We start from the raw sequence: 23,550 nt of genomic DNA on the forward strand, positions 1-23,550 counted from the left end.
GGTTTCAGTAACCAGTGATTAGAGACTAGAGATTGGTAACCAGGAACAAGGAACAAGAAACAAGGAACAAGAAACCATTACCTGCCTCTTTAATCAAAACTCTGGTTGCTCGATTTCGCCAGTTTCAGTAGGCGGTCAAATTGTTCGGGTGTAAGGTCGTTGTAGAAAAAGTAAACAGGATCAATTGGTTTACCATTTTTATGTACTTCGTAGTGGCAGTGAGGGCCGGTGCTTTTACCTGTGTTTCCTACCCAGCCTATGATTTCGCCTCGTTTTACTGTTTGGCCAGATCTTGCTTTTATGCGCACCATGTGGCCATATAATGTTTCGTAACCAAACCCGTGATTAATAATTACATGATTGCCATAGCCGCCTTCGTTGTGGTTCACTTCTTTTATTCTTCCATCAGCTGTGGCATAGATAGGAGTGCCTTGAGGGGCAGTAAAATCTAATCCTGCGTGGAATTTTGTGACCTTGTACACAGGATCGATACGCGTTCCAAAACCAGAAGCTATTCTATTAAGGTCTTTGTTGCTAATAGGTTGAATAGCAGGAATGGCTGCCAGCAGTTTCTCCTTGTTTTGGATCATCACGTTGATGTCCTTGAAACTCTCTTGTTGGAACGATACCCTTGCAGAAAGATTATTCAGCTGTGAAGCCATACCAGTAACCAGTTGATTTTCTGACAACCGCTCTACCAGCCTTATCTCTTTATCTTTTTCTATTTCTTTAGCGCGGGCACTATCAGGTATTGGGTCAGCTTCAAAAATGGCGCGGTATACTTCGTTATCCCGCTTCTCTAATTCTGAAATCTGTTGCTGCAATTCAGTAATGCGCTTGTCCATTAGCTCGTAACTCACCTCGTAATCTTCCAGCTCCTGGCGCAGCAGCCTTTCATTAGGCGAACCAATATACCGAAAACCGATCCAAACGATGATTGCAGCAGAAACAAGGGCAGTAGCTATAAAACCAAATACCCGCAAAAGCTTTACTCTCAGGGGCACTTCAAGCTTTTCGTAGCGAAGCGTATGGGTGTTATAGTAATATTTTATTTTCTTCAACCGCTGGTGTTTATTCTGTGGCGCTGCTTCAGCAACATATCAAACAGCGCAAACCCTTTCATTCCCTACCTTTGCGCGGCAGCAAATATAATTTGTACATACCTAAACTTTTCGCCAATCTTTTAGCTCATATGATGACCAGCGCTGATATCAGAAACCATTTTCTTGATTTTTTTGCTACTAAGAAACACCAGATAGTACCATCTGCACCTATAGTTGTTAAAAACGATCCTACTTTACTTTTTACCAATGCAGGAATGAACCAGTTCAAGGATTATTTTCTTGGCTACAAGGTTCCGGAAAACCCACGCATTGCAGATACGCAAAAATGCCTGCGTGTTAGTGGAAAGCACAACGACCTTGAAGAAGTGGGCGTAGACACCTACCACCACACCATGTTCGAAATGTTGGGCAACTGGAGTTTTGGCGACTATTTTAAAGCAGAAGCGATAGCCTGGAGTTGGGAACTGTTGACAGAAGTTTACAAGCTGGACAAGGATAGGCTGTACGTAACCATTTTTGAAGGAAACGAAGCTGAAGGATTGCCTAAAGACGAAGAAGCTTATAATGAATGGAAGAAGGTTATCAGCGAGGATCGGATACTATTAGGAAACAAGAAGGATAACTTTTGGGAAATGGGCGATACAGGCCCTTGCGGACCATGTACTGAAATACACGTAGACTGCCGTAGCGATGAAGAACGAAAAGCAGTAGAAGGTAAAACGCTGGTGAATGCAGATCATCCGCAGGTGATTGAGATTTGGAATAATGTATTCATCCAGTTCAACAGGTTGAAAGATGGCAGCCTGCAGCCACTGCCTTCACGCCACGTAGATACCGGCATGGGCCTTGAGCGTATTGTGCGTGTAATTCAGCAGAAGCAGAGCAACTACGATACTGATATTTTTAGTGGTACAATTAGGGAAACCGAGCAACTGACGGGGCAGCAATACACCAACTCCGATAGTAAAAAAGATGTTGCATTTAGGGTAATAGCCGATCATATACGTGCCATTGCTTTCACTATTTCCGATGGGCAGCTGCCATCTAACACGGGTGCCGGTTATGTTATCAGGCGTATTCTTCGTCGTGCTGTTCGGTACTATTACTCATACCTGGACTATAAGCAGCCTTTGCTGTACCAACTGATGCCGGTGCTGGCAAAGCAATTCCAGTTTGTATTTCCGGAATTGTATACGCAGGTAGAATTTGTGGTAAAGGTGGTGCGTGAAGAGGAAGAGGCTTTCTTGAGGACCTTGGAAAAAGGCCTGAAGAAGATTGACGAGATGATACGCACTTCGTCTGGTACAATAGATGGAAAAGCAGCTTTTGAACTTTTTGACACATACGGATTTCCAATTGACCTTACAAGGTTGATCGCTTCTGAAAACAACCTGCAGGTAAACGAGCAGGGTTTTGAAGCAGAAATGAAAAAGCAAAAAGACCGTAGCCGTGCTGCCACAGCCATTGATACAGAAGATTGGGTAGTGCTGGACGAAAAATCAATGACTGAGTTTGTAGGATATGACAGCCTGGAGATAAAGAGCCGGGTGATAAAATATAGAAAGGTAAAAGCCAAAGGAAAAGAAGGTTACCAGCTGGTACTGGAGGCAACGCCTTTCTATGCAGAAAGTGGAGGACAGGTAGGCGATAAAGGTGTACTAATTTTTGGTGAACAGCAGGTAGATGTGCTGGACACAAAGAAGGAAAACAACTTGGTTATACATTTTACCGATAAACTACCTGCTGCCATAGAAGGGGAGGTACTGGCAAGGGTTAACCGTTCGCTGCGTGCAGGTACACAATCCAACCACAGTGCCACTCACCTTATGCATGCTGCACTGCGCAGTGTGCTGGGAACGCATGTGGCGCAAAAAGGTAGCCTTGTAAACAACGAGTACCTGCGGTTCGACTTTTCGCACTTTGCCAAAGTAACCGATGAAGAAATAGCCAAAATTGAGGCGCTGGTAAACCAGAAGATACGTGAGAATGTACCGGTGGTGATAAAAGAGATGGCTAAAGAAGAGGCTATAGAAATGGGAGCAATGGCATTGTTTGGTGAGAAGTATGGGGATGTAGTACGGGTGGTGGTAATGGATCCTGATTATAGCGTCGAGCTATGTGGAGGTACGCACGTAGGTAATACAGGCGAGGTAGGTTTCTTTAAAATAAGATCGGAAGCTGCGGTGGCCGCTGGTGTAAGAAGAATAGAAGCAGTAAGCGGCGAAGCGGCAGAACAATACATTAATGAACAACTGAAGACGCTGCAGGAAATCAAGGAGCAATTCAAAAATCCTAAAGACCTGAAGAAAGCGGCTGAGCAACTGCAGGCAGAGAATTCTGAACTGAAGAAGAAAATAGAAAAGCTGGAAGCGAAGCAACTATCGGCTATGAAACCTGCATTACTGCAGCAGGTAGAGCAGGTGGGCGATTTCCAGTTTATTGGTACTATAGTGGAAGTAGGCAGTGCTGACGGTTTACGCAAACTTGCGCTGGACCTGAAGACAGAGCTGCAACAAGCGGTGATAGTACTGGTAGCTAATATAGAAGGTAAAGCTCAGGTGGCGGTGCTGCTGGATGACGCAGTGATTGCTGCTAAAGGTGTAGATGCACCTGCCATTATCAAACAACATATAGCACCACTGATAAAAGGTGGCGGTGGCGGCCAAAAAACATTGGCTACTGCCGGTGGACAAGATGCCAGCAACCTGCCACAGGTTATAGAGAAGGTGAAAGCATTATTTATGTAAGCTGGAGCTTAAACTTAATAATTAGGAAGAGATAGCAAAACCTGCTGTCTCTTTTTTTTGTTCAATAATGATGATTCTGCTGAAGTGAGTGACACAACGATGCACCATAGTAGCACAATCGCCAGCCCCACAAATTAACATTTCCGAAAAGTTTCGTATTTCATTTTCTTTCGTAGATTTGATCTACTAAATACTTCGTAAATGACTAAAACTAATATCATGATCACTTGGAAGAAGATAGCTGCATGTACATTGGCACTGGCAGTTGCCGGTACTGCTGGTTTTGCACAAACAAAATCCGGAACTGAAAAGAAAAAGAAAGAGCAGATCATCATTCAGAAGGATGGTGACAAGAATGAGAAAATGACCATTGTAGTAGATGGCGATAATGTGACCATTAATGGTAAGCCACTAGAGGAGTGGAAAGATTCAGATATCACCGTGTTGCAGGGTACAGACCTTGGTGCGTTTGCGCCTGGTGCACGTGCTTTTAGTAACCCACACATCAATGGTGGTAGAGCAAGAGAAATTATGAATGGTACCGTAGCTACCCGTGGCAATCGTGCTATTTTGGGTGTGGTGACAGAGAAAGCCGATGATGGAGCTAAAATAACTTCAGTAACACCTGAAAGCGGTGCAGATAAAGCCGGTCTGAAAAAGGATGATGTGATTACCAAAGTAGGCGACAAGAAAATTGAATCCTCAAACGACCTGATAGCTGCTATTGGTACACATAAGCCGAATGATAAAGTAGACATCACCTATAAAAGAGGTGGAAAGGAAGCCAAGGCTACAGCCACATTAGGAGAAAATAAAACACGTTCACTTTCTTACAATTTTGATGGTAACATGGCTATCCCTAATGTTCCTTTTCCGGAGGCATTTGGATTTGGAAGCCGCAAGCCACGTATAGGTATGCAAATCCAGGACGTAGAGGAAGGAACAGGTGTAAAGGTGAGAGAAGTTGATCCTGAATCGCCGGCTGCAAAAGCAGGTTTTAAAGAAGGTGATGTAATAACTGAAGTTAACGGTAAAGCCATAGCAGGTGTAGACGTAATGCGCGACCAGATAAAAGATATAAAAGAGGGTGATGTACTGAAAATGAGCTTTAACCGCAGTGGCAGCAAGCAAACAGCGGAAGTAAAGATCCCGAAGAGATTAAAAGTAGCAGACCTGTAACAGGAGATGCTTTACAATTTTTAGCCGCAACAACAGTTGCGGCTTTTTTGTGCGGGTACTTATCTTTAGCAAAAAGCACTACCTGATGAAGCAGTTATTATTGATAGGGTGTATGGCCATAACTTGTACCGCTATGGGACAAAGAATGTTTGATAAGGCCAACCCGATGGCGCATACTTATTCTATAGTAGCACGCGACGAGGCTACAGGTGAAATGGCTATTGGCGTTCAAAGCCATTGGTTTAGCGTAGGAACGGCAGTGCCATGGGCGCAGGCAGGTGTAGGTGTGGTGGCTACGCAATCTTTTGTAGATAAATCGTATGGAATAAAAGGGCTGCAGCTAATGCAGCAGGGATTGAATGCACAGCAAGCCTTAGATTCCCTGGTACGTGCAGACGAAGGCAGAGAGGTAAGGCAGGTAGCTTTTATAGACAATGCGGGAAACGTGGCAACACATACCGGTGCTAAATGCATCCAGTATGCATCGCATATCAAGGAGAAAACTTTAGCGTACAGAGCAATATGATGCTTGGCAGCCAAGTAAATGAAGGTATGCGCAATGCTTATGTAGCTTCTAAAGGTAAACCGCTGGCTGAGCGGGTACTGCTTACTTTAGAAGCAGCAGAAAAGGCAGGCGGAGATATACGAGGCATGCAGGCAGCAGCTATTTTGGTAGTGCCGGGTAAAGCTTCCTCACAGCCATGGAACGATAGAACTGTTGACCTACGTGTAGATGATCATGCAAAGCCGCTGGCGGAGTTACGCAGGCTGTACAATGTTCATCGAGCATACGAGCATATGAATAATGGAGACCTGGCGGTGGAGAAGAATGACATGCAACTAGCAATGAAGGAATACAATGCAGCCATGAAAATGTTTCCCGGCAATTTAGAAATGCAGTATTGGACAGCTATAACACTGGCCAATAATAAGCAGGTAACCAAGGCGCTTCCTATGCTGAAGAAATTATTTAACCAGGACAAAAACTGGAAAGAGCTGACACGACGGCTGCCACCAGTTGGCTTGCTTACGGTAAATGAGAAAGATCTGAAAGCTATCCTGGCATTATAAAAGTTTACCCGCTTTTGATTTTCCTGGTATAACTGCTACGAGAGTTAGTATAATTTAAGAGCTCATCCAGCTTTGGTTTCAATACCTTTACACGCCTTTTACAAGGGCAGGACTAATGGAAAATACAGGTAAATACGAAGCGGTAATAGGATTGGAAGTGCATGCGCAACTTCAAACCCGCAGCAAGTTATTTAGTGGCGACAGCACTGCTTTTGGCAGTGAGCCAAATACTCAAGTGAGTGCCATTTCTTTGGCGCATCCTGGTACGTTACCACGAACTAATAAGAAAGCGGTGGAATACGTCATCAAAATGGGATTAGCCTGCCATTGCGAGATTGAGCGGTTCAATTATTTCGCCCGTAAAAACTATTTCTACCCTGATCTTCCCAAAGGCTACCAGGTATCGCAACACACTACACCGATTTGTAAAGGTGGCTATGTAAGTATAAAAACTGCAGCAGGAAAAATAGATGTCCAGCTAAACCGCATTCACCTGGAAGAAGACGCCGGAAAAAGCATTCACGACCTGGATGATGATTATACATGTATAGACCTGAATCGTGCAGGTGTACCTTTGATAGAAATTGTAACTGAGCCATGCATTCATTCTGCAGAGGAAGCTTTTCTATATGTAACGGAGGTGCGTAAGCTGGTTCGCTGGCTGGGTGTATGCGATGGAAATATGGAAGAAGGAAGCCTGCGTTGTGATGCGAATGTCTCTATCAGGTTAAAGGGAGAAAAAACACTGGGAACTAAAGTGGAGGTGAAAAACCTTAATTCCATTCGCAACGTTAAGAAGGCTATAGAATACGAGATAGAGCGAATGGTGCATATGGCAGAAAAGGGAGAAACGATCGTGCAGCAAACCAGGAGTTTTGATGCAGATACTGACACCACTTTTGCCTTGCGTGATAAGGAAGAGGCAAATGATTACCGCTATTTTCCTGAGCCTGATCTTACCCCTTTTAAGCTAACAGAGGAATTTATTAATGGCATCAAGCATGCGCTACCAGCACTGCCCGAAGCACTTTATCAAAAATACCTGCAGATGGAACTGAGCGAGTATGATGCCAGCCAATTGACAGATGATAAAGCTACCGCCAGTTATTTTGAAGAGGTTCTTTTGCATACGAACAATGCGAAGGCTGTCGTGAACTGGATGACGGGGCCGCTTAGGCAAATGCTGAATGAAGAAGGTGCTTCCTTCGAGCAGAGCAAGGTGAGACCTGCGGCACTTGCGACAGTTATTGGAATGATAGAAGCAGGTAAACTTAGTTTTTCAATCGCGGCATCAAGGTTGTTACCTCAAATGCTGCAAAATCCATCGGTCGATCCTGCAGAACTCGCAATAAACCTGAACCTGATACAGGTGTCTGACACATCGGAAATAGAGGCGTGGGTACAACAGGTCATGGAAAAGATGCCAGATAAAGTAGCTGAATATAAAAGAGGAAAAAAAGGTTTGATCGGGTTGTTTATGGGGGAGGTAAAAAAACTGAGCAAAGGAAAAGCTGATCCCAAAATGACCACACAATTATTAGAAGAAAGACTTTCAAAATAAGAACAACAGAATGAAGAATATTTTTAAAAGCAGGTTTTTAGTTGCCGTTATATTAATCCTGCTGTTAGGTGCATGTGCTGAAAAGAAGCATGGAGCTTTTGTAGTTACAGGTGTAATTGAAAATGCCCCCGGAAAAAAAGTGTTGCTCATGGAGATCCCATATTCTTCTGCTCAACCGGTAGTGCTTGACTCCACTACATTAAAGGAGAATGGCTCTTTCACACTTCGTGGCCGGGCGGATGAAGAAAATATTTACCGCCTTGTGCTGGAGAACGGACCAGATGTTATTCTTATAAACGATAACAAAAGCATCAGGCTGAAGTTGGATGTAAACAACTACCTGGCATACGAAGTAGATGGTTCTCCTGCCTCTAAAAGTTTGCGCGATTTTTTTGAAGATTACAGGGTAAAGGACTCTACGCTCATTAGTACGTTCAGGCAAATCGATACGCTAAGTCAGAAACCTGGAAATGATAGTATACTAAATGTTTTACGCGCCAGGCGCGATACAGAGTTGAAGGATATGAACAATACAGTGAAAACTTTCATTGAAGAATCAGAAAGTCCTGCGGCCAGATTTTATGCGATGGGTATAGCAAGCAGAACAATGTCGCCAGATGAGCTGCGTCCTTTGGTAGAAGCTTCTTCGCAAAAATTCCCTGAGCATACCGGGATAGCTAGAGTAAAAAGCCTGGTAGCTGTTCAGTCGGCACCACGTGGTGGAGCAGGAGGTTATCCATTGATGAACCAACAGGCACCAGACCTTACCATGCCTGCACTCAATGGTTCACAGCTTAGCATTAGCAGCTTCAAAGGAAAATATGTATTAGTAGATTTTTGGGCGAGCTGGTGTGGGCCATGCCGTCAAGAAAATCCAACAGTGGTTGCAGCATTTAATAAGTTTAAAGACAAAAACTTTACAATTTTGGGCGTGTCTTTAGATAAGGATAAGGCAGCGTGGCAAAAAGCTGTACAGGCAGATAACCTCACATGGAGCCACATGAGCGATTTGAAATATTGGGATAGTGAGGCTGTTAGTACTTATAAGTTCAATGGCATTCCTTTCAATGTATTACTCGATCCAAATGGAAAGATCATTGCAAGTGGCTTGCATGGACAGCAGCTGGAAGCAAAATTAGCTGAGGTGTTGAAGTAACATTTCATGCTTTACTCATAAAAAAAATGCTCATCGGTTTGATGAGCTTTTTTTTATTCAACCAGTTTCAATTAGTTCAAAACCGCAGTGTCTTTCTCTGTAGTTATACCTTCCTGTTGGCTGATCTTAGCATAACCACCCAGGATGTTACGAAGGTTGTGTATGCCTTGTCTTTTTAATAAAGAAGCAGCTATCACGCTCCTGTACCCGCCGGCGCAATGGATGTACAGGTTATGCTTCTCTTCAAAATCAGCCATGGTGCCGGGATCTGTTAGTTCATTCAGAGGAATATTAATAGCACCTTTTACATGCCCGTCTGCATATTCTACTTCTTTCCTTACATCCACTACCACCAGGTGGTTATCAAACGGAATATCCATAGCCAGTTCATCAACTTCTATATCTATTATAAGATCAGCTGTTTCGCCTGCTGATTGCCATGCTTCGAAGCCGCCATCCAGGTATCCTTGTATTTTAGAAAAACCAACTCGCGCAAGCCTGATCAGCGACTCTTTTTCTTTGCCCTGTTCAGTTACAAGTATAATGTCTTTATCAAAAGGTAAAATGCTGCCTGCCCATTCAGCGAAGCGTCCATCTAGTCCAATGCTGATAGAACCAGGTACAAAGCCGCTGGTAAATACAGAAGAATTTCTTGTATCCAGGATAATAGCATCTTGCTCCATCTTTTCCTTGAATTGCTCTACATTCAATGCCGATAATCCTCTTTCCATCACTTCATCAAGGCTATCGTATCCTTCCCTGTTTATCCGGGCGTTGATTGGGAAATAACTTGGAGGTTCAGAAAGGCCTTCTGTAACGGCTTTAATAAAATCTTCTTTAGATGATTGTTGCAATGCATAGTTAGTCGCCTTTTGTTCGCCTATAGTGCTGGTAGTGTTGGGTCCAAGGTTCTTACCACAACTACTGCCGGGTCCATGTGCAGGATAAACAATCACATCATCAGCAAGGGGAACGATTTTGTTCTGCAGGCTTTCGTACAGCATGCCTGCAAGGTCTTCCATTGTTATTTCATTTGCCTTTTGCGCCAGGTCCGGACGACCAACATCGCCTACAAACAAAGTATCGCCTGTAAATACTGCATGATCTTTTCCAGTTTCATCCTGTAGCAGGTAGCACGTACTTTCCAATGTATGACCTGGAGTATGCAAAACTTTTATAGTAAGCTTACCAATGTTGAATTGCTGTCCATCTTTTGCAAGTGTAACAGGCAGACGTGTGTCTGTGTCAGGTCCATAAACAATAGGTGCACCGGTAGCTTTAGCAAGATCCAGGTGTCCGCTTACAAAGTCTGCATGAAAGTGCGTTTCAAAAATATACTTGATTGAAGCTCCTCTTTCTTTAGCAAGTTCTACATATGCATCTATATCACGCAATGGATCTATTACCGCTGCTTCTCCTTCACTTTCTATATAATATGCAGCCTCGCTCAGGCAGTTGGTGTATAATTGTTTGATGAACATGTAAAAACGTTTTTGCAAAGATAAGCCGACTGTACAAAGGCTATTTCCTAATTCTGGAAAGCCGGTAATGGTAAGATGTAGACCAGGTATAAAATGAGAAAGGATGCTCGCTAGAACATCCTTTCTCTTACTGCTCACTTTTGAGCTATAGACTAGGCAACAAGTTCTTCCACAAATTTGTTCACTTCTGCAACTCTTGCGTAGTTGACTGCATAGTAAATGAATTTTCCGTCGCGTTGGGTGATAACAATACCCGCACGACGCAGGATTGCTAAATGCTGAGATGCTACAGATTGCTCCAATCTTAATTTCACATAAATCTCAGTAACGGTCATCCTTTCATTCTCATCAAGCAACTTGATCATTTGTTGACGAAGCTTGTGGTTCATTGCGCGTAGCACTAAAGCCGCTTTTTTCAAATGTAAAAAGTCGAGCTTAATTGCATTACTATTCTCTTTATTAGAGATAGTGATGCTTTGGGTTGATGTAATCATAATCAATCATTGGGGGTGTTAATAAATCAATCAGCAGTAAATATAAAAACGAATAATGTATCGGTTCAGTATTTAGATATTAGAAAAAAGAATTTTACACCAATTTTAATATTTGCTGCTCTTAGCAGGGGTATAAAACTCCTTCAAATAAGCAGGTTCTGAATATGCTAAATCGGCGAACTTTTTTTCCTTAAATGCTTGTTCAGCAAGGGTTGCAAGATGTGAAGCATTGTGTTGTACTTCCTCGAAAACAGCATTAGCATTGTGAACCTCTGTAGAATATTTACTACAGCCATTTCCAAAGAACATTAACATGCTTTTCTTCATGTATTCTTCAAAAAAGTGCGGTTCAAGTACCAAAGCTTGTGGTTGTAAAATCTCCTTCAGTTCCATATCGTACACGGCTGTGAAAACTTCCATCCGTCTTGCATCTATCATTGGGCACAGATGTTCTACCTGCAAATCATTTTGAAGGATGTGATTTGTGCCTGCCACAGCCATCACTTTCAAAGTGCTTTCGGTTATCAACGGCTTTTGCAATGCATAGCAAATTCCTTTTGCGGTAGCCAGTCCAACGCGAAGCCCAGTATAACTTCCTGGTCCTATAGTTACGGATACAGCATCTAAATGGTTCATTGAGTAACCTGCATCTGCCATTATTTTTTGAATAGCCACATGAATGAAGGATGCATGTTCTTTTTGGTTGTGGCTATCCAACAGCGACAGCGTTTCACCATCTTTGGAAATACAAACAGATGCTACATCAGTAGCTGTATCTATGTTTAAAATGAGAGGCAATTATTGATCAGTTTCTTTTGTGAGAGAAGGAGCTGGTTGGTAACGTGCATCCTGGCTTGCTAAATGTTCAAGCAACTGGTGAATAAGTTTTAAGCCGATCCTTTCACTCCATTCAAAAGGTCCGAAAGGATAACCGGTGCCCAGCTTCATAGCTGTATCAATGTCTTCTTTTGAACTTACGTCTTCACCTAAAGCAAAATACGCTTCGTTTACTATCATGGCTATGGTACGCGGAGTGATCATTCCCGGCACATCAGGAACAAAATTGTGCTCCCACTTCATGGTATCAAGAACTTTGGAAGCCGCTTCTTTATTATTATCACCGGCAACTATTTCTATCGATTTAGAAAGTATAAATCCTGGCCATGCATTGATGCGAACACAGTTGGATGGAAGCTGGTCAAGTGTAGTGGTTACAGCATTGATGAATACTATGCCGTTCAATTGTTGAATCGCATCTTTATTCTCCTGTATGGTTTCTTCTGCCATGATGTAGAAGTATGCATCGGCAGATGTATGTGCACTTTCCAGTGAAGTAACAAACTGCACCTTTACTCCTTCAGCTATTCCTTTGTCGTGAAATTCATTTTGCTTAAGTCCTTCAGCTATTACAACTATCTCCATGTGCGTTGGTTTCAGGCAAAATTAGGTTTGTTGTTTGATTAGAAATACTTGAATTTTATCGCAAAACATTTTATGAATAAATCTATCATTACTACTGCCAATGCACCTGCACCTATAGGGCCATACAACCAGGCTGTTGTTGCAAATGGTTTTCTTTTCGTTAGCGGGCAAATAGCATTGATACCTTCAACAGGCGAACTGGCGCAAGGAGATATAGCTACTGAAACACACCAGGTAATGCGAAATCTTGATGCCATACTTACAGAAGCAGGAATCAATTTTCAGCATATCGTTAAAACCACCATCTTCCTGAGCGATATGAGCTTGTTTGCACAAGTGAATGAAGTTTACGGATCTTATTTCGCTACAGATTATCCAGCCCGTGAAACGGTTGCTGTAAAAGGTTTGCCTAAAGGTGTGAATGTTGAGATAAGCGTAGTGGCAGTGATGGGGTAAGGGGAAGGCTTTAGTGGTTAGGCATTAGTAATTACGCCGTAGGCTGAAGTCAATTGGAGAGTTGAGTAGATGATAATTTAAGTTCTCACAAATAGCCAGTTCATAGCTGAAACGGCTACTTGTGAGAACTCTTTGTTTTATCCTTCTACGGCTTCGTAGGTGCCATCGCTGGTTGCTACTTCGTATACTTCTGGTTCTATCTTGAAATGTGCTTTATATGCCGCAGTTATTCTTTGTACCACACCAGCCCAATCATTTTTATGAATAAGATTGATGGTACAGCCACCAAAACCTCCACCCATCTGCCTGCTACCAACAATAGTCTCCTCCAGCTTTGCTCTTTCCACCAGGAAATCTGTTTCAGGACAAGTGACCTCGTACAAATGTTGTAGGCCATGGTGTGTCTCATACATCAGTTTACCGAAAGCTTCCAGTTCGTTATTTTGCAGGTGTTGTGCTGCACGCTGTGTGCGTTCTATTTCCTGTGTTACAAACAAGCAACGGTCATAAACCTTTTCATCCATTTTATCTTTTAGTTGCTCTACCTGTGCTGGTGTTACTTCCTGGAAAGACGTGACATCGCTAAAGTGTGAGCGGATGATCTTCATGCCTTCCTCGCACTGTTGCCTGCGTATGTTGTATTCTCCGGAGGCCAATGAATGTTGCACTTTGCTGTTGATGAGCACCAAAGAATAATCGCGCAAGATCAACGGATAGTACTCATGCTCCAGTGTGCGGCAATTTAATAAGATCACTTTGTCGAGCTTGCCAAACAAGCTGGCGTACTGGTCCATAATTCCACATTTTACACCAGGATATGTGTGCTCAGCTTTCTGCGCAAGCAGTGCCATATCCAATGTAGATAAAGTCAAATGGAAGATCGAGTTAAGACCATATATCAAACCACATTCAACCGCGGCAGATGAGGAAAGTCCTGCGCCTACCATAAGGTTGCCACCAAACACACAATCAAATCCTGAAAGTGGAAGCTTCTTTTCTACTACCTGGTTGATGACGCCCAACAAGTAGTTCTGCCAACCTTTATGTGGTTTTATATCGAACCGGCTAACGGAATATTCTTCCTGCAGATCGTGGCTGTACATATTTATCTGGTCAGAATTATTTGCAGCCAGGGCAAACCAGATGCCTTTGTCAATGGCCGCAGGCATTACGTAGCCATCATTATAATCCACGTGTTCGCCAATCAGGTTTATCCTGCCCGGAGAAAAGAATAAACGTGGTGTGGTAGTAAATCTTGCTTTGAAGGAATCGAGAATTGCGGTGGAATATGTACTCATAATTGTTTGATGACAAATTTGGTGATGAAAGTAGCACTTTCATGAGGTTCTAAAACTTTCAAGCCAAGACCATTATTGAATGCATCTGGGGCAGCACTTAGGTTCTCAAGCGCTATACTTTTTCTATGGTCAGGCGTATAGATCTGCAGGTATGGATATTCATGCGAAGGGTATATCTCTAGCTGGATTTTCCTTTGCGGATTTCGAAACACACACAAAGGCTGGCACTCAGCAAAATTCATTGTAAAGCAATTGTCGAAACTGGCTTTTTCAAGTTTTTGGAGAGAGCCAAATTCCTGGTATGGTACCAGCTTTCCTGTTGGTATCAGTTCATCATCAAACTCCAGCATCTCTTTACTTTGAAACTCCAGCTGGCATTCATCAACAGGATCATGCAGGGTGAAGTAAGGATGCCATCCATCTGTAATTGGCAGTAGCTGTTCATCTACATTGGTAACGGTGGTTTTTACCGTCAGCTGGTTATCTTTTCGCAGCGCATATTCTACTTCGCAGCGATAGGCAAATGGAAAGCCTTCATCCTGCCGGTCGTATACATGCTGAAGCCTTACACAAGCCAGCTCTTCAGTGCCAATTGTTTCTATTACAGAAAATGTAGCATCGTATATCAATCCATGAATAGCATGGTTGCCTAACGCGTATTTAGAAAGCAGGTGACTTGTTTCGCCAAAATGATACTTGTGATTTTTTACCCTGCAAACAAAGGGAGAAAGTTTGGCGCCTTTGAAAAAAGGAGTAAGTGTAGCAAGTGCATGTTCTACATTTCTGAAACCATCAACTACATTAAACTCCTGCTCTTGATGGTGAATGCAAAACTTGTTGAGCAACGCACCAAAAGCATAAACTTCTGCATAAGTGCCTGTGGTTTGGTCTTTAAGTTTTACAACAGGAATGTCATCCTGGTATTCTACAATAGCCTCAAAAGCCATAAGCATTCATTTAAGTGTTAATCAATAGCTGCTGCCTGCGCCTGCGCCACCAAATGAGCCTCCACCAATTCGCGCTTCTTCAACTACAGGTTGCTCTGCATAACCTTCACCTACAAGGTATGCTTCCACATCAGCTGCTTTGTCTGCAGGCTCATCTGTTCCAAAAACAAATCCATGTTTTGGTTGCTGAAGATACTTCATGAGCCATAAACTAACAGCAAGTACAAGAGCTCCGGCAATGATAAGTGCTATTTCTGCAGGTAGAATTGAATAGTAATACCTGTAGGTTAATACTGCAGCAGCTATTCCAATTAGTCCTAGCCTGCACAATAGCAGGTTTTTGGTCTTAAGTCCCCGCACCAGGTAGGCTACAGGTAAACCTACCGTCCACGCCCAAAAGAACCAGCTCATTCTTAATGGAGAGTCTGCCGTTAGCAGGTAAGTGTCATCAGTTATCGCATCTACTATGAAGTAGTTGCCGAAGCAGTACAATGCTACAAGGCTCGCCACTTCCAGCAATTGCCAGCAGTGAATGTAAATGAGTTGACTGCGTCGTGTCATCAAATTTTTTGCTACTACATATATAGCCGCGGCAGTCATTATAAGTACATAAGGAAATGTACTAATGGTAAACTCTCCAAGTTGGGTGTATACATTGAATACAAGCATTACCAAACTTCCGGCAGCACATAAAGCCATTACACTATTTGCAAAGCGAAAGGTAAGCAGGGTGAAAACGATGAAGGACAACAGCGATAATAAGCGGTCAGCATTATGAGTTTCAGCGGCTATTCCACCTAATAATAACAACGCTGCACCCAACATCAATGTGTTATCTACGCCAGAGTTGTAATGCTTTCTTTGCTGTGTCAATACTTCCAATACTGCATAGCAACTAACAGAAACAAGAATGAGTATACCGCCGTATGACCCGCCGGTTTGGAACATGAGAAAGAAAAGCCCTATAGATGCAAGGATGACAAGCGTGGTAAGAATAGCAAGGCCTATTCGTACAAATGGATTAGGCGTATAAAGATCAACAGGATGCTGCTGCAATAGTTGCTCATAGCTGCTTTTGCTGATGCAATTCCTTTTAAATGCTTTCCTGGCTTCTTCCTGTACAGTAAGATTGTACAGGTCGGTACGGTTATAAGCTGTCATTTTTTTTGATGATTCTGTTGTAATGAATGAGGAAGAAAACCAGACCGATAGAAGATAAGATGAAGTAGAAGAATATGAGGTAGAACGGCAAAGTTGATCTTGATCCCATGCTGGTTACCAGTTCAGTAAAAGTATAACTCAACCCTATGTAGCAGTAGATGGTAGCCAGTACCCAAAAATAAAATGAGCTTTCACGCAAGGCTTGCCAAAAGTGGAAAGCTGAAATAGCTACAAGTAAAAGTAAATACATCCAGTAGTTGCTGAAATGAAACATGGCAGAAAGTGTAGCAACAAACAACACATGTGTCCCCAGGTTTTTATAAGTAAACGAGAAGTGTCGCTTGATATTCATTCTGAGTGAAAAGAAAGACAGAACCATGAGCAGTATGCCCAACATGATGCCGGTATAGATCAACCTTTCGCTGCTGAAATCATTTTGCTGCAGCAGGTGAAGCGGCGTGACACTGATGCCTAACCATGCAGCCAGGTTGATAATAGCCAGGCTTAGCACAGCAAGACTATCAAAATAATAAGCTGAAAAGAACAATATAACCATGGGTACAAATGTGGCCATGCCCCATCGGTGACCAAACACCTGGTACTGGTACTGGATGTAACCAATGAATATGAGCAATAATAAGCTACCTGCCAGCAGGATGTACTCGTACAGCAGGTTAGGCGGTTGTACCTCTTTATTGGAATAGCCTGCAGTTTTAAAGGTGCAATACAAAAAGCAACTAATGGTAGCAAGCGCAATAAAAATAACAATGGCCAGGTGTCCAATGGTATCAATGTTCTTATAGATTACTATACCCAATCCTGTAGTTAGCATCAGCACCCCCAGGTACAGCAGCGTTTTTACGTCCCAATAAATTGATGTGGGTTTGTGTTTATGATCAAGTACCTGTTGCAGTTCAGCATCAGAAATATACCCTTCGTGATGCAGGTGGGTAAACAGCTGTTGGTTCATAAAAGGGGAGGTGGTTAAACAATGAATGTACAGCCGGGTGGTGGAACATGCAAATAATTGCGAAGGTTGAAAAAAATCAAAAAGTCAAAAGTCAAAAGAACTTTAGGTAACTCCAAAAGATAAGGTGATGCGACTTTTAATTTGCATTTGGATCCAGTAGGAATGCGTTCCTTATGTATGACTTGTATTTTGCTTACAATGAAGCACGAATTATCCGTGCTTCTCAGCAAAATCGCGCATTACCGCGCAAAGCACTTCTACACTTGAAACGGGAAGTGCATTGTACATAGATACCCTGAAGCCACCTACGCTGCGATGCCCCTTCACACCGTATAAACCTTCAGCTTTACATACATCAAGGAACAGCTTTTCCTTTTCAGCATTATAGATATTAAATGTTGCATTCATCTTGCTGCGATCTTCTTTAGCAACAACAGGATTGAAGATTGGTAATGCATCCAGGGTATTATAAAACAGCTCCGCCTTTTGATCATTCAATGCTTCCATGGCTGCAAGTCCCCCCATCTTTTTTATCCAGCGTAGCGTAAGCATACTTACCAGGATAGCAAATACAGGTGGTGTATTTAGCATGCTTCCTTCTTTGATGTGGTTTCTGTAATCCAGTAGAGTTGGAATTTGTTGGTTAGTTTTTCCAAGTATCTCTGTATTCACCACCAACAGGTTCACGCCGGCAGGTCCCATGTTTTTTTGAGCACCAGCATATATCAGGTCAAACTGGTTGAAGTTGAGTTGACGGCTAAAGATGTCACTGCTCATATCTGCTACCAGTGGTACATCCCAACCAGGAAACTGCTGGTACTGCGTTCCTTCTACAGTATTGTTGGTAGTGATGTGGATGTAAGCAGCATCCTTAGGTACTTCAAAACCTTTAGGTATGTAATTGTAGTTCTGGTCTTTTGAAGAAGCTACCACTTCAACATTGCCAAAAAGCTTTGCTTCTTTCACAGCTTTCACTCCCCAGATTCCTGTATCAACATATGCTGCAGTAGCACCATCATTTAGCAAGTTGTAGGGCACCTGCATAAACTGTGTACTCGCTCCGCCATGCAGAAACAAGACTTCGTGTGTATCATTTAAAGCCATTATTTCCTTTACCAGGCTCCGCGCTTCATCCAGTACATCCTGGAAAAGCGGTGTACGGTGGCCAATTTCTAAAATAGAAAGACCACTGTTATTGAAATTAAGGATAGCCTCGCTTGCCTGCTGAAGTACTTCTTGTGGTAAAATGCTTGGGCCAGCATTGAAATTATGAACCATGGTTAAGCTGTTGTTTTATAACAGCGGAAAGGTATTGAAAAGTCAAAATTCAAAAGTCAAACTTCAAAAGTCAGAACAGAAAGTCGAAGAAATATTCAGCAGGTGAACATAGCCTCAATCTGAAATCTTCAATCTAAAATCTAAAATTCTCAATCATGTTCTCTTCCTTTCTGCGTATTGTTTTTCCAGGCGGAATTCAGTTCTTCAAATTCTTTCAGGTCTTCTTCAGTAAATGCTTTTACCTGCAGGTTTTTCAGGTCAGGCTGTCCTGCATTTACCCATGCGGTGTACCAGAAGCTGGCAATAGCATAAATGCTTTGACGCATCCTACGTTCTACCATTCCGTTCAGCATTTTATCGTATGCAATAGTGAACGCAGACGAGTACTGCCTGATGACCTTCCCATTTCTTTCTTCAAAAGCATATTTACGATCGCCGGGAAATTGCTTGCTCAGCTCTGCTTCAGCGCGCAGCACAGTATCTGCTGCTGCACCACTTTCCAGTACCCTTGCCCAAATAAAACTTTCTACATCTATTATATAGGTCGCTTTTCCTATCAGGAAATCAAATTGTTTTTCTGCAAGCAATTCAGGTACACGACTTTCCCAAAAACCATGAATACCTTTTTGACCTGTATGCTGGCCATCGTGGTTATGTGTAGCATGCAGCGGTACATGTGCATCGGCTATATAATGTCCTATTTCTGCAGACAGCTTTAAGATCTTTGCCTGGTTCTTTTCTTTAAAAGCATTGGTGAGCCTTTGCTGCATTGTCTGCACCCACCATGGCACAATGCCATAAGCTTGTATTGTGTCTTCGGAAAATTTTGCTACGGCATCGTTGTACTTGCGTGGAAGTTCGGTGTACGGATATTTGCCATACACATCAATATCTATGTAATGGCGAGGTGCTTCCTGTGGTATAGCATAACGGCGCTTATCCGGGTCCACCGAATGATCGCTAAGGAACTGGATGTTAGGCTTGAAAAGTACCATCATTTCGGGCGGCAACAGAAACACTGAAAAATAATTGATCCTTTGGTGGCCGTAAAAGCCCCAGCAGAAGCAGCGTGTACCTATGCAAACCAATAGCAGCAGGATGATGATTTTTTTCATGATAGTAGTTTATTCAGCCACGTCAGATACGCCGCCACTTACAGCAAACTTCATTGCATCGGCCGGCGAAGTATGATCAAGCACCTTTACATTTTCTTTTGGTACAATATAAACAATACCGCTTAAAGCATACGAGTGCGGCACATAAACTGCCACATGATCCGGCATCTCGAACTTGTGACAATCCTTTTGCGTCATAAAACCCATTCGCCACACATTTGGAGAATCAACACATACCAGCACCGGCTTATCAAATTTTCTTTTATTACCTGCAAACGCCTCCAGGAAATCTTTTACAGAACTATAAATGAAACGTATTCCTGGTGTACGCTCCAGGATATGATCGAGCAGCGATACCATGCGTGATACTACAAAGCTGGATGATACCCATCCAACCACTACCACCACTGTTATCACCAGTACAAAACCAACTCCTGGTACTTTATTAGGCAGGCCTTCCTCATCCACCGGCCATGTGCCCGGAAACAGGTTATTGATAAAGTTTGGAAGAATATTATCGACATAAGTAAATAGCGATAGCACTGCCCAACTGGTGATAATGATTGGGGCAAGCAGAATGATGCCTTGCAAGAAATAGTTGAACAATTTTTTCCAACTCCACTGAAGGGGCGGTGGTAACGGTTTTAGATCCATAGATCAAAATAAGTCAAAAAAAGGCAACCATTCTTCCGGCATTTATTATTAGCCACTGCCAGTATTCATTGGGCTTTTGCTGCCGAAAAATTCCGTTCATCAAAAAATAATCAAAATTAATATTGGAAACTTTGGCTACCATTATAGTTTCCATAGTTTTGCCGGCGAAATGGAAATGAGGGAAAGAATACTAGGAAAAGCGCACGAACTATTTCATAGATATGGAATTAGAAGCGTAACGATGGATGAGATTGCCAGCCAGTTAGGTATTAGTAAAAAAACAATCTACCTGTCTTTTGCCGATAAGGATGAACTGGTAGATGCCACACTGGAGCAACACCTGAACAGTAGCAGGTCGCGCTGTGAGCGTGATAGGCTGCAGGCAAAGAATGCAATACATGAGATTTTTCTTACCATGGATATGCTGCAGGAGCTGCTTGCCAATATGAACCCGGCGGTATTCTATGACCTTGAAAAATACCATCCAAAAACCTTCGCAAAACTTACCAGGCACAGGCACGACTTCCTTTACCAGGTTGTAAAGAATAACATTGAGTGGGGAATACAGGATGGTTTATACCGCGAGGATGTGGATGTGGATGTTGCTACTAAAATCAGGTTGGAGACGATGTTCCTTCCTTTTAATCCAATCATTTTCCCGGTTAGCAAGTACAGCATACTGGATGTAGAAAAAACAACAATTGAACTTTTTTTATATGGCGTGGCTACTGCCAAAGCACATAAGATGATTCAGAAATACAAACAACAACGGTTAAAGCAAGATATACAATGAGAAGGATGATGTTACCTGTTCTTGCCGCATTGCTAAGTGTGGTAGGTATGCAGGCAAACGCACAGCAAACACACGAGCTCACGATAAAGCAGGCAGTGGAGTTGGCGTTTAAAAACTTAGCTGACATAAAGAACGCCGAGATAGACGTGCGTTTGCAGCAGGCGAGGAATAAGGAGATTACAGGACAAGCGCTTCCACAAGTAGCTGGTAATGCTGCAGCCAGTCATTATTTTAAACTGCCGGCCATACTTTTTCCCGATGCATCGCAGGCTGGCATTTACAGTGTTTTATTAAAAGAAGGCCTGTTGCCAAACGGCACTGCTGTTCCTGCGCCGGTGCTTCAGCGTGTAAGTTTTCAGCAACCATGGAACCTGCAGGCAGGTGTTACACTTACACAGCTGCTGTTTCAGCCGGATGTATTTGTAGGCCTACAGGCAAGAAAGGCATCCATAGAATACCAGGGAACTTTGCTTGAGCAGCAAAAGGAGAAAATAAAAGACTCCGCTTATCGTCGCTACTACGCCATACTGATCACGCAGAAGCAATTACATTTTATAAATGAAAGCGTAACCCGGCTGGAAAAGCTTCACCGGGATAATACCATCATGTATCAGAATGGCTTTGTGGAAAAGCTGGATGTTGACAGGGTGCAGGTGCAGCTAACCAATCTTAAAACCACGCAAAGTGTACTAGCTAATGCTGTGGAGCTGTCGCATGCGGCACTGAAATTTGCAATTGGTGTTCCTCAATCTGACTCTGTTATTTTAAAAGAAGAACTAAGCATTGAAACTGTAAAGGCAAACCTGCTCGACAACAACTTTAAGTACGATGACAGGGTAGAGATACAAATGCTGGAGAAGACAAAAGAACTGCAGGAGCTAGACCTGAAGCGGCATAAGCTGGGTTATATACCAACGGTGGCTGCTAGCGGTAACTATACAGTAAATGGTCTAGGTCAGAAATTCTTCACCAACAGCAGCACCTCGTGGATCAACAGTGCGTTTGTTGGCTTGAATGTGAACGTTCCCATATTTGATGGTTTTCAGCGTAAGCAACGAGTAGAGCAGTCAAGGCTTAATCTTCAGAAGCTGGAAAATACAATTGGCAATGTAAAGCAGGCAATAGACCTGCAGCAGGTAGTAACCCAGAAAAGCCTCACCAATGCGCTGCTAAACCTGGATGCGCAAGACAGGAATATGAAGCTGGCTGAAAGTGTTTACGCTACCACCAAGAAAAAATTTGAACAAGGTCTTAGCTCCAGCTTCGAGGTACTGCAGGCAGATACAGAACTGCAGAATGCTCAATCCAATTATTTCACTGCTTTATACAATGCTATTGTAGCACGTATAGGTTATCAATCTTCTTTAGGAAAATTAGAATAAGCCGAAAGGAGTACTCTATCAATTCAGAAACTAAAAGCAAGCAAAGACCATTTGCTGCTTCAATCATACAAACCCCGAAACATAATCATATGCAGTCGTACATGAAAATTTCGTTGGTAGCTACGCTGGCTGTTTTAGTAATGGCTTGCACCACCAATGAGAAAAAGGTCCTGGAACAAAAAAAGACCAAGCTGGAGAAGCTAAAAAAAGAGCAATCTGAGCTAGCGGCAGAAATAAAATCACTGGAAACTGAAATAGCCAAGCTTGATCCAACAGTTGCCGAAGACAGGGCAAAGCTGGTGATGCTGGACACTATTCAGCCTATATCATTTACCCACTATATCGACCTGCAGGGAAAGGTAGATGCAGAGAATATATCGTACATAACACCACGTGGTATGGGCGGCCAGGTAAGAGCGGTGTATGTAAAGAAAGGAGACAGGGTGCGCAAAGGTCAGCTACTGCTAAAGCTTGATGATGCAGTGGTAAGGCAGAATGTGGTGGCAGCTCGCCAGGGCATGGAAGCTACCAAAACACAACTGGCACTTGCACGTAGCTTGTACGAGCGCCAGAAGAACCTGTGGGATCAGAACATAGGAACTGAAGTACAGGTGATGCAGGCAAAAACCAATATGGAAGCACTGCAGGCAAACCTGCGTACACAGGAAGAGAATGTAAAAGCTGCTGTAGAGCAACTGAACACTACCAATGTAGTAAGCAATGTGGATGGTGTAGCCGACGAAGTAAATATTCATGTAGGTGAAACCTTTACGGGCTCGCCTATGCAAGGCATCAAGATAGTGAACAACAGCCGCCTGAAAGTAGTGGTGGACATTCCTGAGAACTATATAGCAAGAGTTGCAAAAGGAACGCCTGTAGTAGTTACCATACCTGATATAGGTAAAACTTACAACGCCAACATTACTGTTATCAGCCAAAGCATAAGTGCAGCTACACGTGGCTTTATTGCAGAGATAAGTATACCTGCAGATAAAGACCTGAAGCCGAACCTTATAGCCAATGTAAAGATCCAGGATTACAATGTAGAGAATGCAATAGTAGCACCTGTGAACACGCTGCAGAATGATGAGAAAGGCAAGTTTATAATGGTAGCGGCCAACGAAGGAAAAAAGCTAATTGCACGCAAGCGCTATGTTGATGTAGGCGAATTATACAACAATAACCTGGAGATCAGGAATGGATTGAAAGCCGGTGATGTGATTGTGAGTGAAGGTTATCAAAGCCTGTACGACGGACAAGCGCTTACAGTTGCTGCTGTTAAATCTTAATAATATACAAGTACTGCATAGCTGTTTCACAT

20 protein-coding genes and 1 pseudogene are annotated in these 23,550 nt (G+C 42.8%); 9 read left to right on the top strand and 12 right to left on the bottom strand.

What is annotated here, in order from left to right; genetic code table 11:
• Nucleotides 1–89: 89 nt before the first annotated feature.
• Complete coding sequence (locus J4N22_RS01485) at nt 90–1,061, bottom strand: M23 family metallopeptidase (RefSeq protein WP_207491936.1); 972 nt, start codon at nt 1,059–1,061, stop codon at nt 90–92.
• 131 nt (nt 1,062–1,192) lie between these two features.
• On the opposite strand from J4N22_RS01485, the gene alaS reads away from it, so the two are divergent.
• The 5 genes and pseudogenes from alaS (at nt 1,193) to J4N22_RS01515 (ending at nt 8,778) form a co-directional block, all read left to right on the top strand.
• Nucleotides 1,193–3,811, top strand: a complete 2,619-nt coding sequence (gene alaS, locus J4N22_RS01490) for an alanine--tRNA ligase (RefSeq protein WP_207491937.1) — start codon at nt 1,193–1,195, stop codon at nt 3,809–3,811.
• A 201-nt stretch (nt 3,812–4,012) separates the two neighbouring features.
• Complete coding sequence (locus J4N22_RS01495) at nt 4,013–4,990, top strand: PDZ domain-containing protein (RefSeq protein ID WP_207491938.1); 978 nt, start codon at nt 4,013–4,015, stop codon at nt 4,988–4,990.
• Between the two features lie 214 nt (nt 4,991–5,204).
• Nucleotides 5,205–6,061 (top strand): annotated as a pseudogene (locus J4N22_RS01505) (DUF1028 domain-containing protein).
• Between the two features lie 115 nt (nt 6,062–6,176).
• Nucleotides 6,177–7,622 carry an Asp-tRNA(Asn)/Glu-tRNA(Gln) amidotransferase subunit GatB gene (gene gatB / locus J4N22_RS01510; protein ID WP_207491941.1) on the top strand — a complete coding sequence of 482 codons (1,446 nt, stop codon included), beginning with the start codon at nt 6,177–6,179 and terminating at the stop codon, nt 7,620–7,622.
• A gap of 10 nt (nt 7,623–7,632) precedes the next feature.
• Nucleotides 7,633–8,778, top strand: coding sequence for a TlpA disulfide reductase family protein (locus J4N22_RS01515; protein WP_207491942.1), 1,146 nt, complete (start codon nt 7,633–7,635; stop codon nt 8,776–8,778).
• A gap of 71 nt (nt 8,779–8,849) precedes the next feature.
• Here the strand turns inward: J4N22_RS01515 and J4N22_RS01520 are convergent, their stop codons facing one another.
• The 4 genes from J4N22_RS01520 to J4N22_RS01535 all read right to left on the bottom strand — a co-directional run bounded on the left by J4N22_RS01520 (nt 8,850) and on the right by J4N22_RS01535 (nt 12,175).
• A complete protein-coding gene (locus J4N22_RS01520) occupies nt 8,850–10,259 on the bottom strand; it encodes an MBL fold metallo-hydrolase (RefSeq protein ID WP_207491943.1) in 1,410 nt (469 codons plus the stop codon).
• Between the two features lie 152 nt (nt 10,260–10,411).
• The gene (locus tag J4N22_RS01525) at nt 10,412–10,753 is read right to left on the bottom strand and encodes an ArsR/SmtB family transcription factor (RefSeq protein ID WP_207491944.1); all 342 of its coding nucleotides are present in this window, start codon (nt 10,751–10,753) and stop codon (nt 10,412–10,414) included.
• Nucleotides 10,754–10,858: 105 nt separating this feature from the next.
• Complete coding sequence (tsaB, locus tag J4N22_RS01530) at nt 10,859–11,551, bottom strand: tRNA (adenosine(37)-N6)-threonylcarbamoyltransferase complex dimerization subunit type 1 TsaB (RefSeq protein WP_207491945.1); 693 nt, start codon at nt 11,549–11,551, stop codon at nt 10,859–10,861.
• Nucleotides 11,552–12,175, bottom strand: a complete 624-nt coding sequence (locus tag J4N22_RS01535) for a 3-hydroxyacyl-CoA dehydrogenase family protein (protein WP_207491946.1) — start codon at nt 12,173–12,175, stop codon at nt 11,552–11,554.
• 72 nt (nt 12,176–12,247) lie between these two features.
• Between J4N22_RS01535 and J4N22_RS01540 the strand changes: the two genes are divergently transcribed.
• Nucleotides 12,248–12,631, top strand: a complete 384-nt coding sequence (locus J4N22_RS01540; RefSeq protein WP_207491947.1) for a RidA family protein — start codon at nt 12,248–12,250, stop codon at nt 12,629–12,631.
• 137 nt (nt 12,632–12,768) lie between these two features.
• Here J4N22_RS01540 and galK read toward each other — a convergent pair whose 3' ends face one another.
• The 7 genes from galK to J4N22_RS01575 form a co-directional block, all read right to left on the bottom strand.
• The gene (gene galK / locus J4N22_RS01545; RefSeq protein WP_207491948.1) at nt 12,769–13,929 is read right to left on the bottom strand and encodes a galactokinase; all 1,161 of its coding nucleotides are present in this window, start codon (nt 13,927–13,929) and stop codon (nt 12,769–12,771) included.
• Entirely contained in the window at nt 13,926–14,876 is a 951-nt protein-coding gene (locus J4N22_RS01550) for an aldose 1-epimerase (protein ID WP_207491949.1), read from the bottom strand. The genes galK and J4N22_RS01550 overlap by 4 nt, the downstream gene beginning before the upstream one ends.
• A 21-nt stretch (nt 14,877–14,897) precedes the next feature.
• Nucleotides 14,898–16,037, bottom strand: a complete 1,140-nt coding sequence (locus tag J4N22_RS01555; protein WP_207491950.1) for a hypothetical protein — start codon at nt 16,035–16,037, stop codon at nt 14,898–14,900.
• Entirely contained in the window at nt 16,024–17,007 is a 984-nt protein-coding gene (locus J4N22_RS01560) for a DUF2157 domain-containing protein (RefSeq protein ID WP_207491951.1), read from the bottom strand. The genes J4N22_RS01555 and J4N22_RS01560 overlap by 14 nt, the downstream gene beginning before the upstream one ends.
• A gap of 210 nt (nt 17,008–17,217) precedes the next feature.
• Nucleotides 17,218–18,285 (bottom strand): 3-phosphoserine/phosphohydroxythreonine transaminase, encoded by a 1,068-nt coding sequence (gene serC / locus J4N22_RS01565; RefSeq protein WP_207491952.1) that lies wholly within the window; start codon nt 18,283–18,285, stop codon nt 17,218–17,220.
• 149 nt (nt 18,286–18,434) lie between these two features.
• Nucleotides 18,435–19,400, bottom strand: a complete 966-nt coding sequence (locus J4N22_RS01570; protein WP_207491953.1) for a zinc dependent phospholipase C family protein — start codon at nt 19,398–19,400, stop codon at nt 18,435–18,437.
• Nucleotides 19,401–19,409: 9 nt separating this feature from the next.
• A complete protein-coding gene (locus tag J4N22_RS01575) occupies nt 19,410–20,054 on the bottom strand; it encodes a DUF502 domain-containing protein (protein ID WP_207491954.1) in 645 nt (214 codons plus the stop codon).
• A 175-nt stretch (nt 20,055–20,229) separates the two neighbouring features.
• On the opposite strand from J4N22_RS01575, the gene J4N22_RS01580 reads away from it, so the two are divergent.
• The 3 genes from J4N22_RS01580 (at nt 20,230) to J4N22_RS01590 (ending at nt 23,518) form a co-directional block, all read left to right on the top strand.
• The gene (locus J4N22_RS01580; RefSeq protein ID WP_207491955.1) at nt 20,230–20,847 is read left to right on the top strand and encodes a TetR/AcrR family transcriptional regulator; all 618 of its coding nucleotides are present in this window, start codon (nt 20,230–20,232) and stop codon (nt 20,845–20,847) included.
• Entirely contained in the window at nt 20,844–22,229 is a 1,386-nt protein-coding gene (locus J4N22_RS01585) for a TolC family protein (protein ID WP_207491956.1), read from the top strand. Before J4N22_RS01580 ends, J4N22_RS01585 begins: the two co-directional genes overlap by 4 nt.
• 89 nt (nt 22,230–22,318) lie before the next feature.
• Nucleotides 22,319–23,518 carry an efflux RND transporter periplasmic adaptor subunit gene (locus J4N22_RS01590; protein WP_207491957.1) on the top strand — a complete coding sequence of 400 codons (1,200 nt, stop codon included), beginning with the start codon at nt 22,319–22,321 and terminating at the stop codon, nt 23,516–23,518.
• Nucleotides 23,519–23,550 lie beyond the last annotated feature (32 nt).

Origin of the sequence: Aridibaculum aurantiacum, assembly GCF_017355875.1 — a bacterium.
GTDB lineage: Bacteria > Bacteroidota > Bacteroidia > Chitinophagales > Chitinophagaceae > Segetibacter > Segetibacter aurantiacus.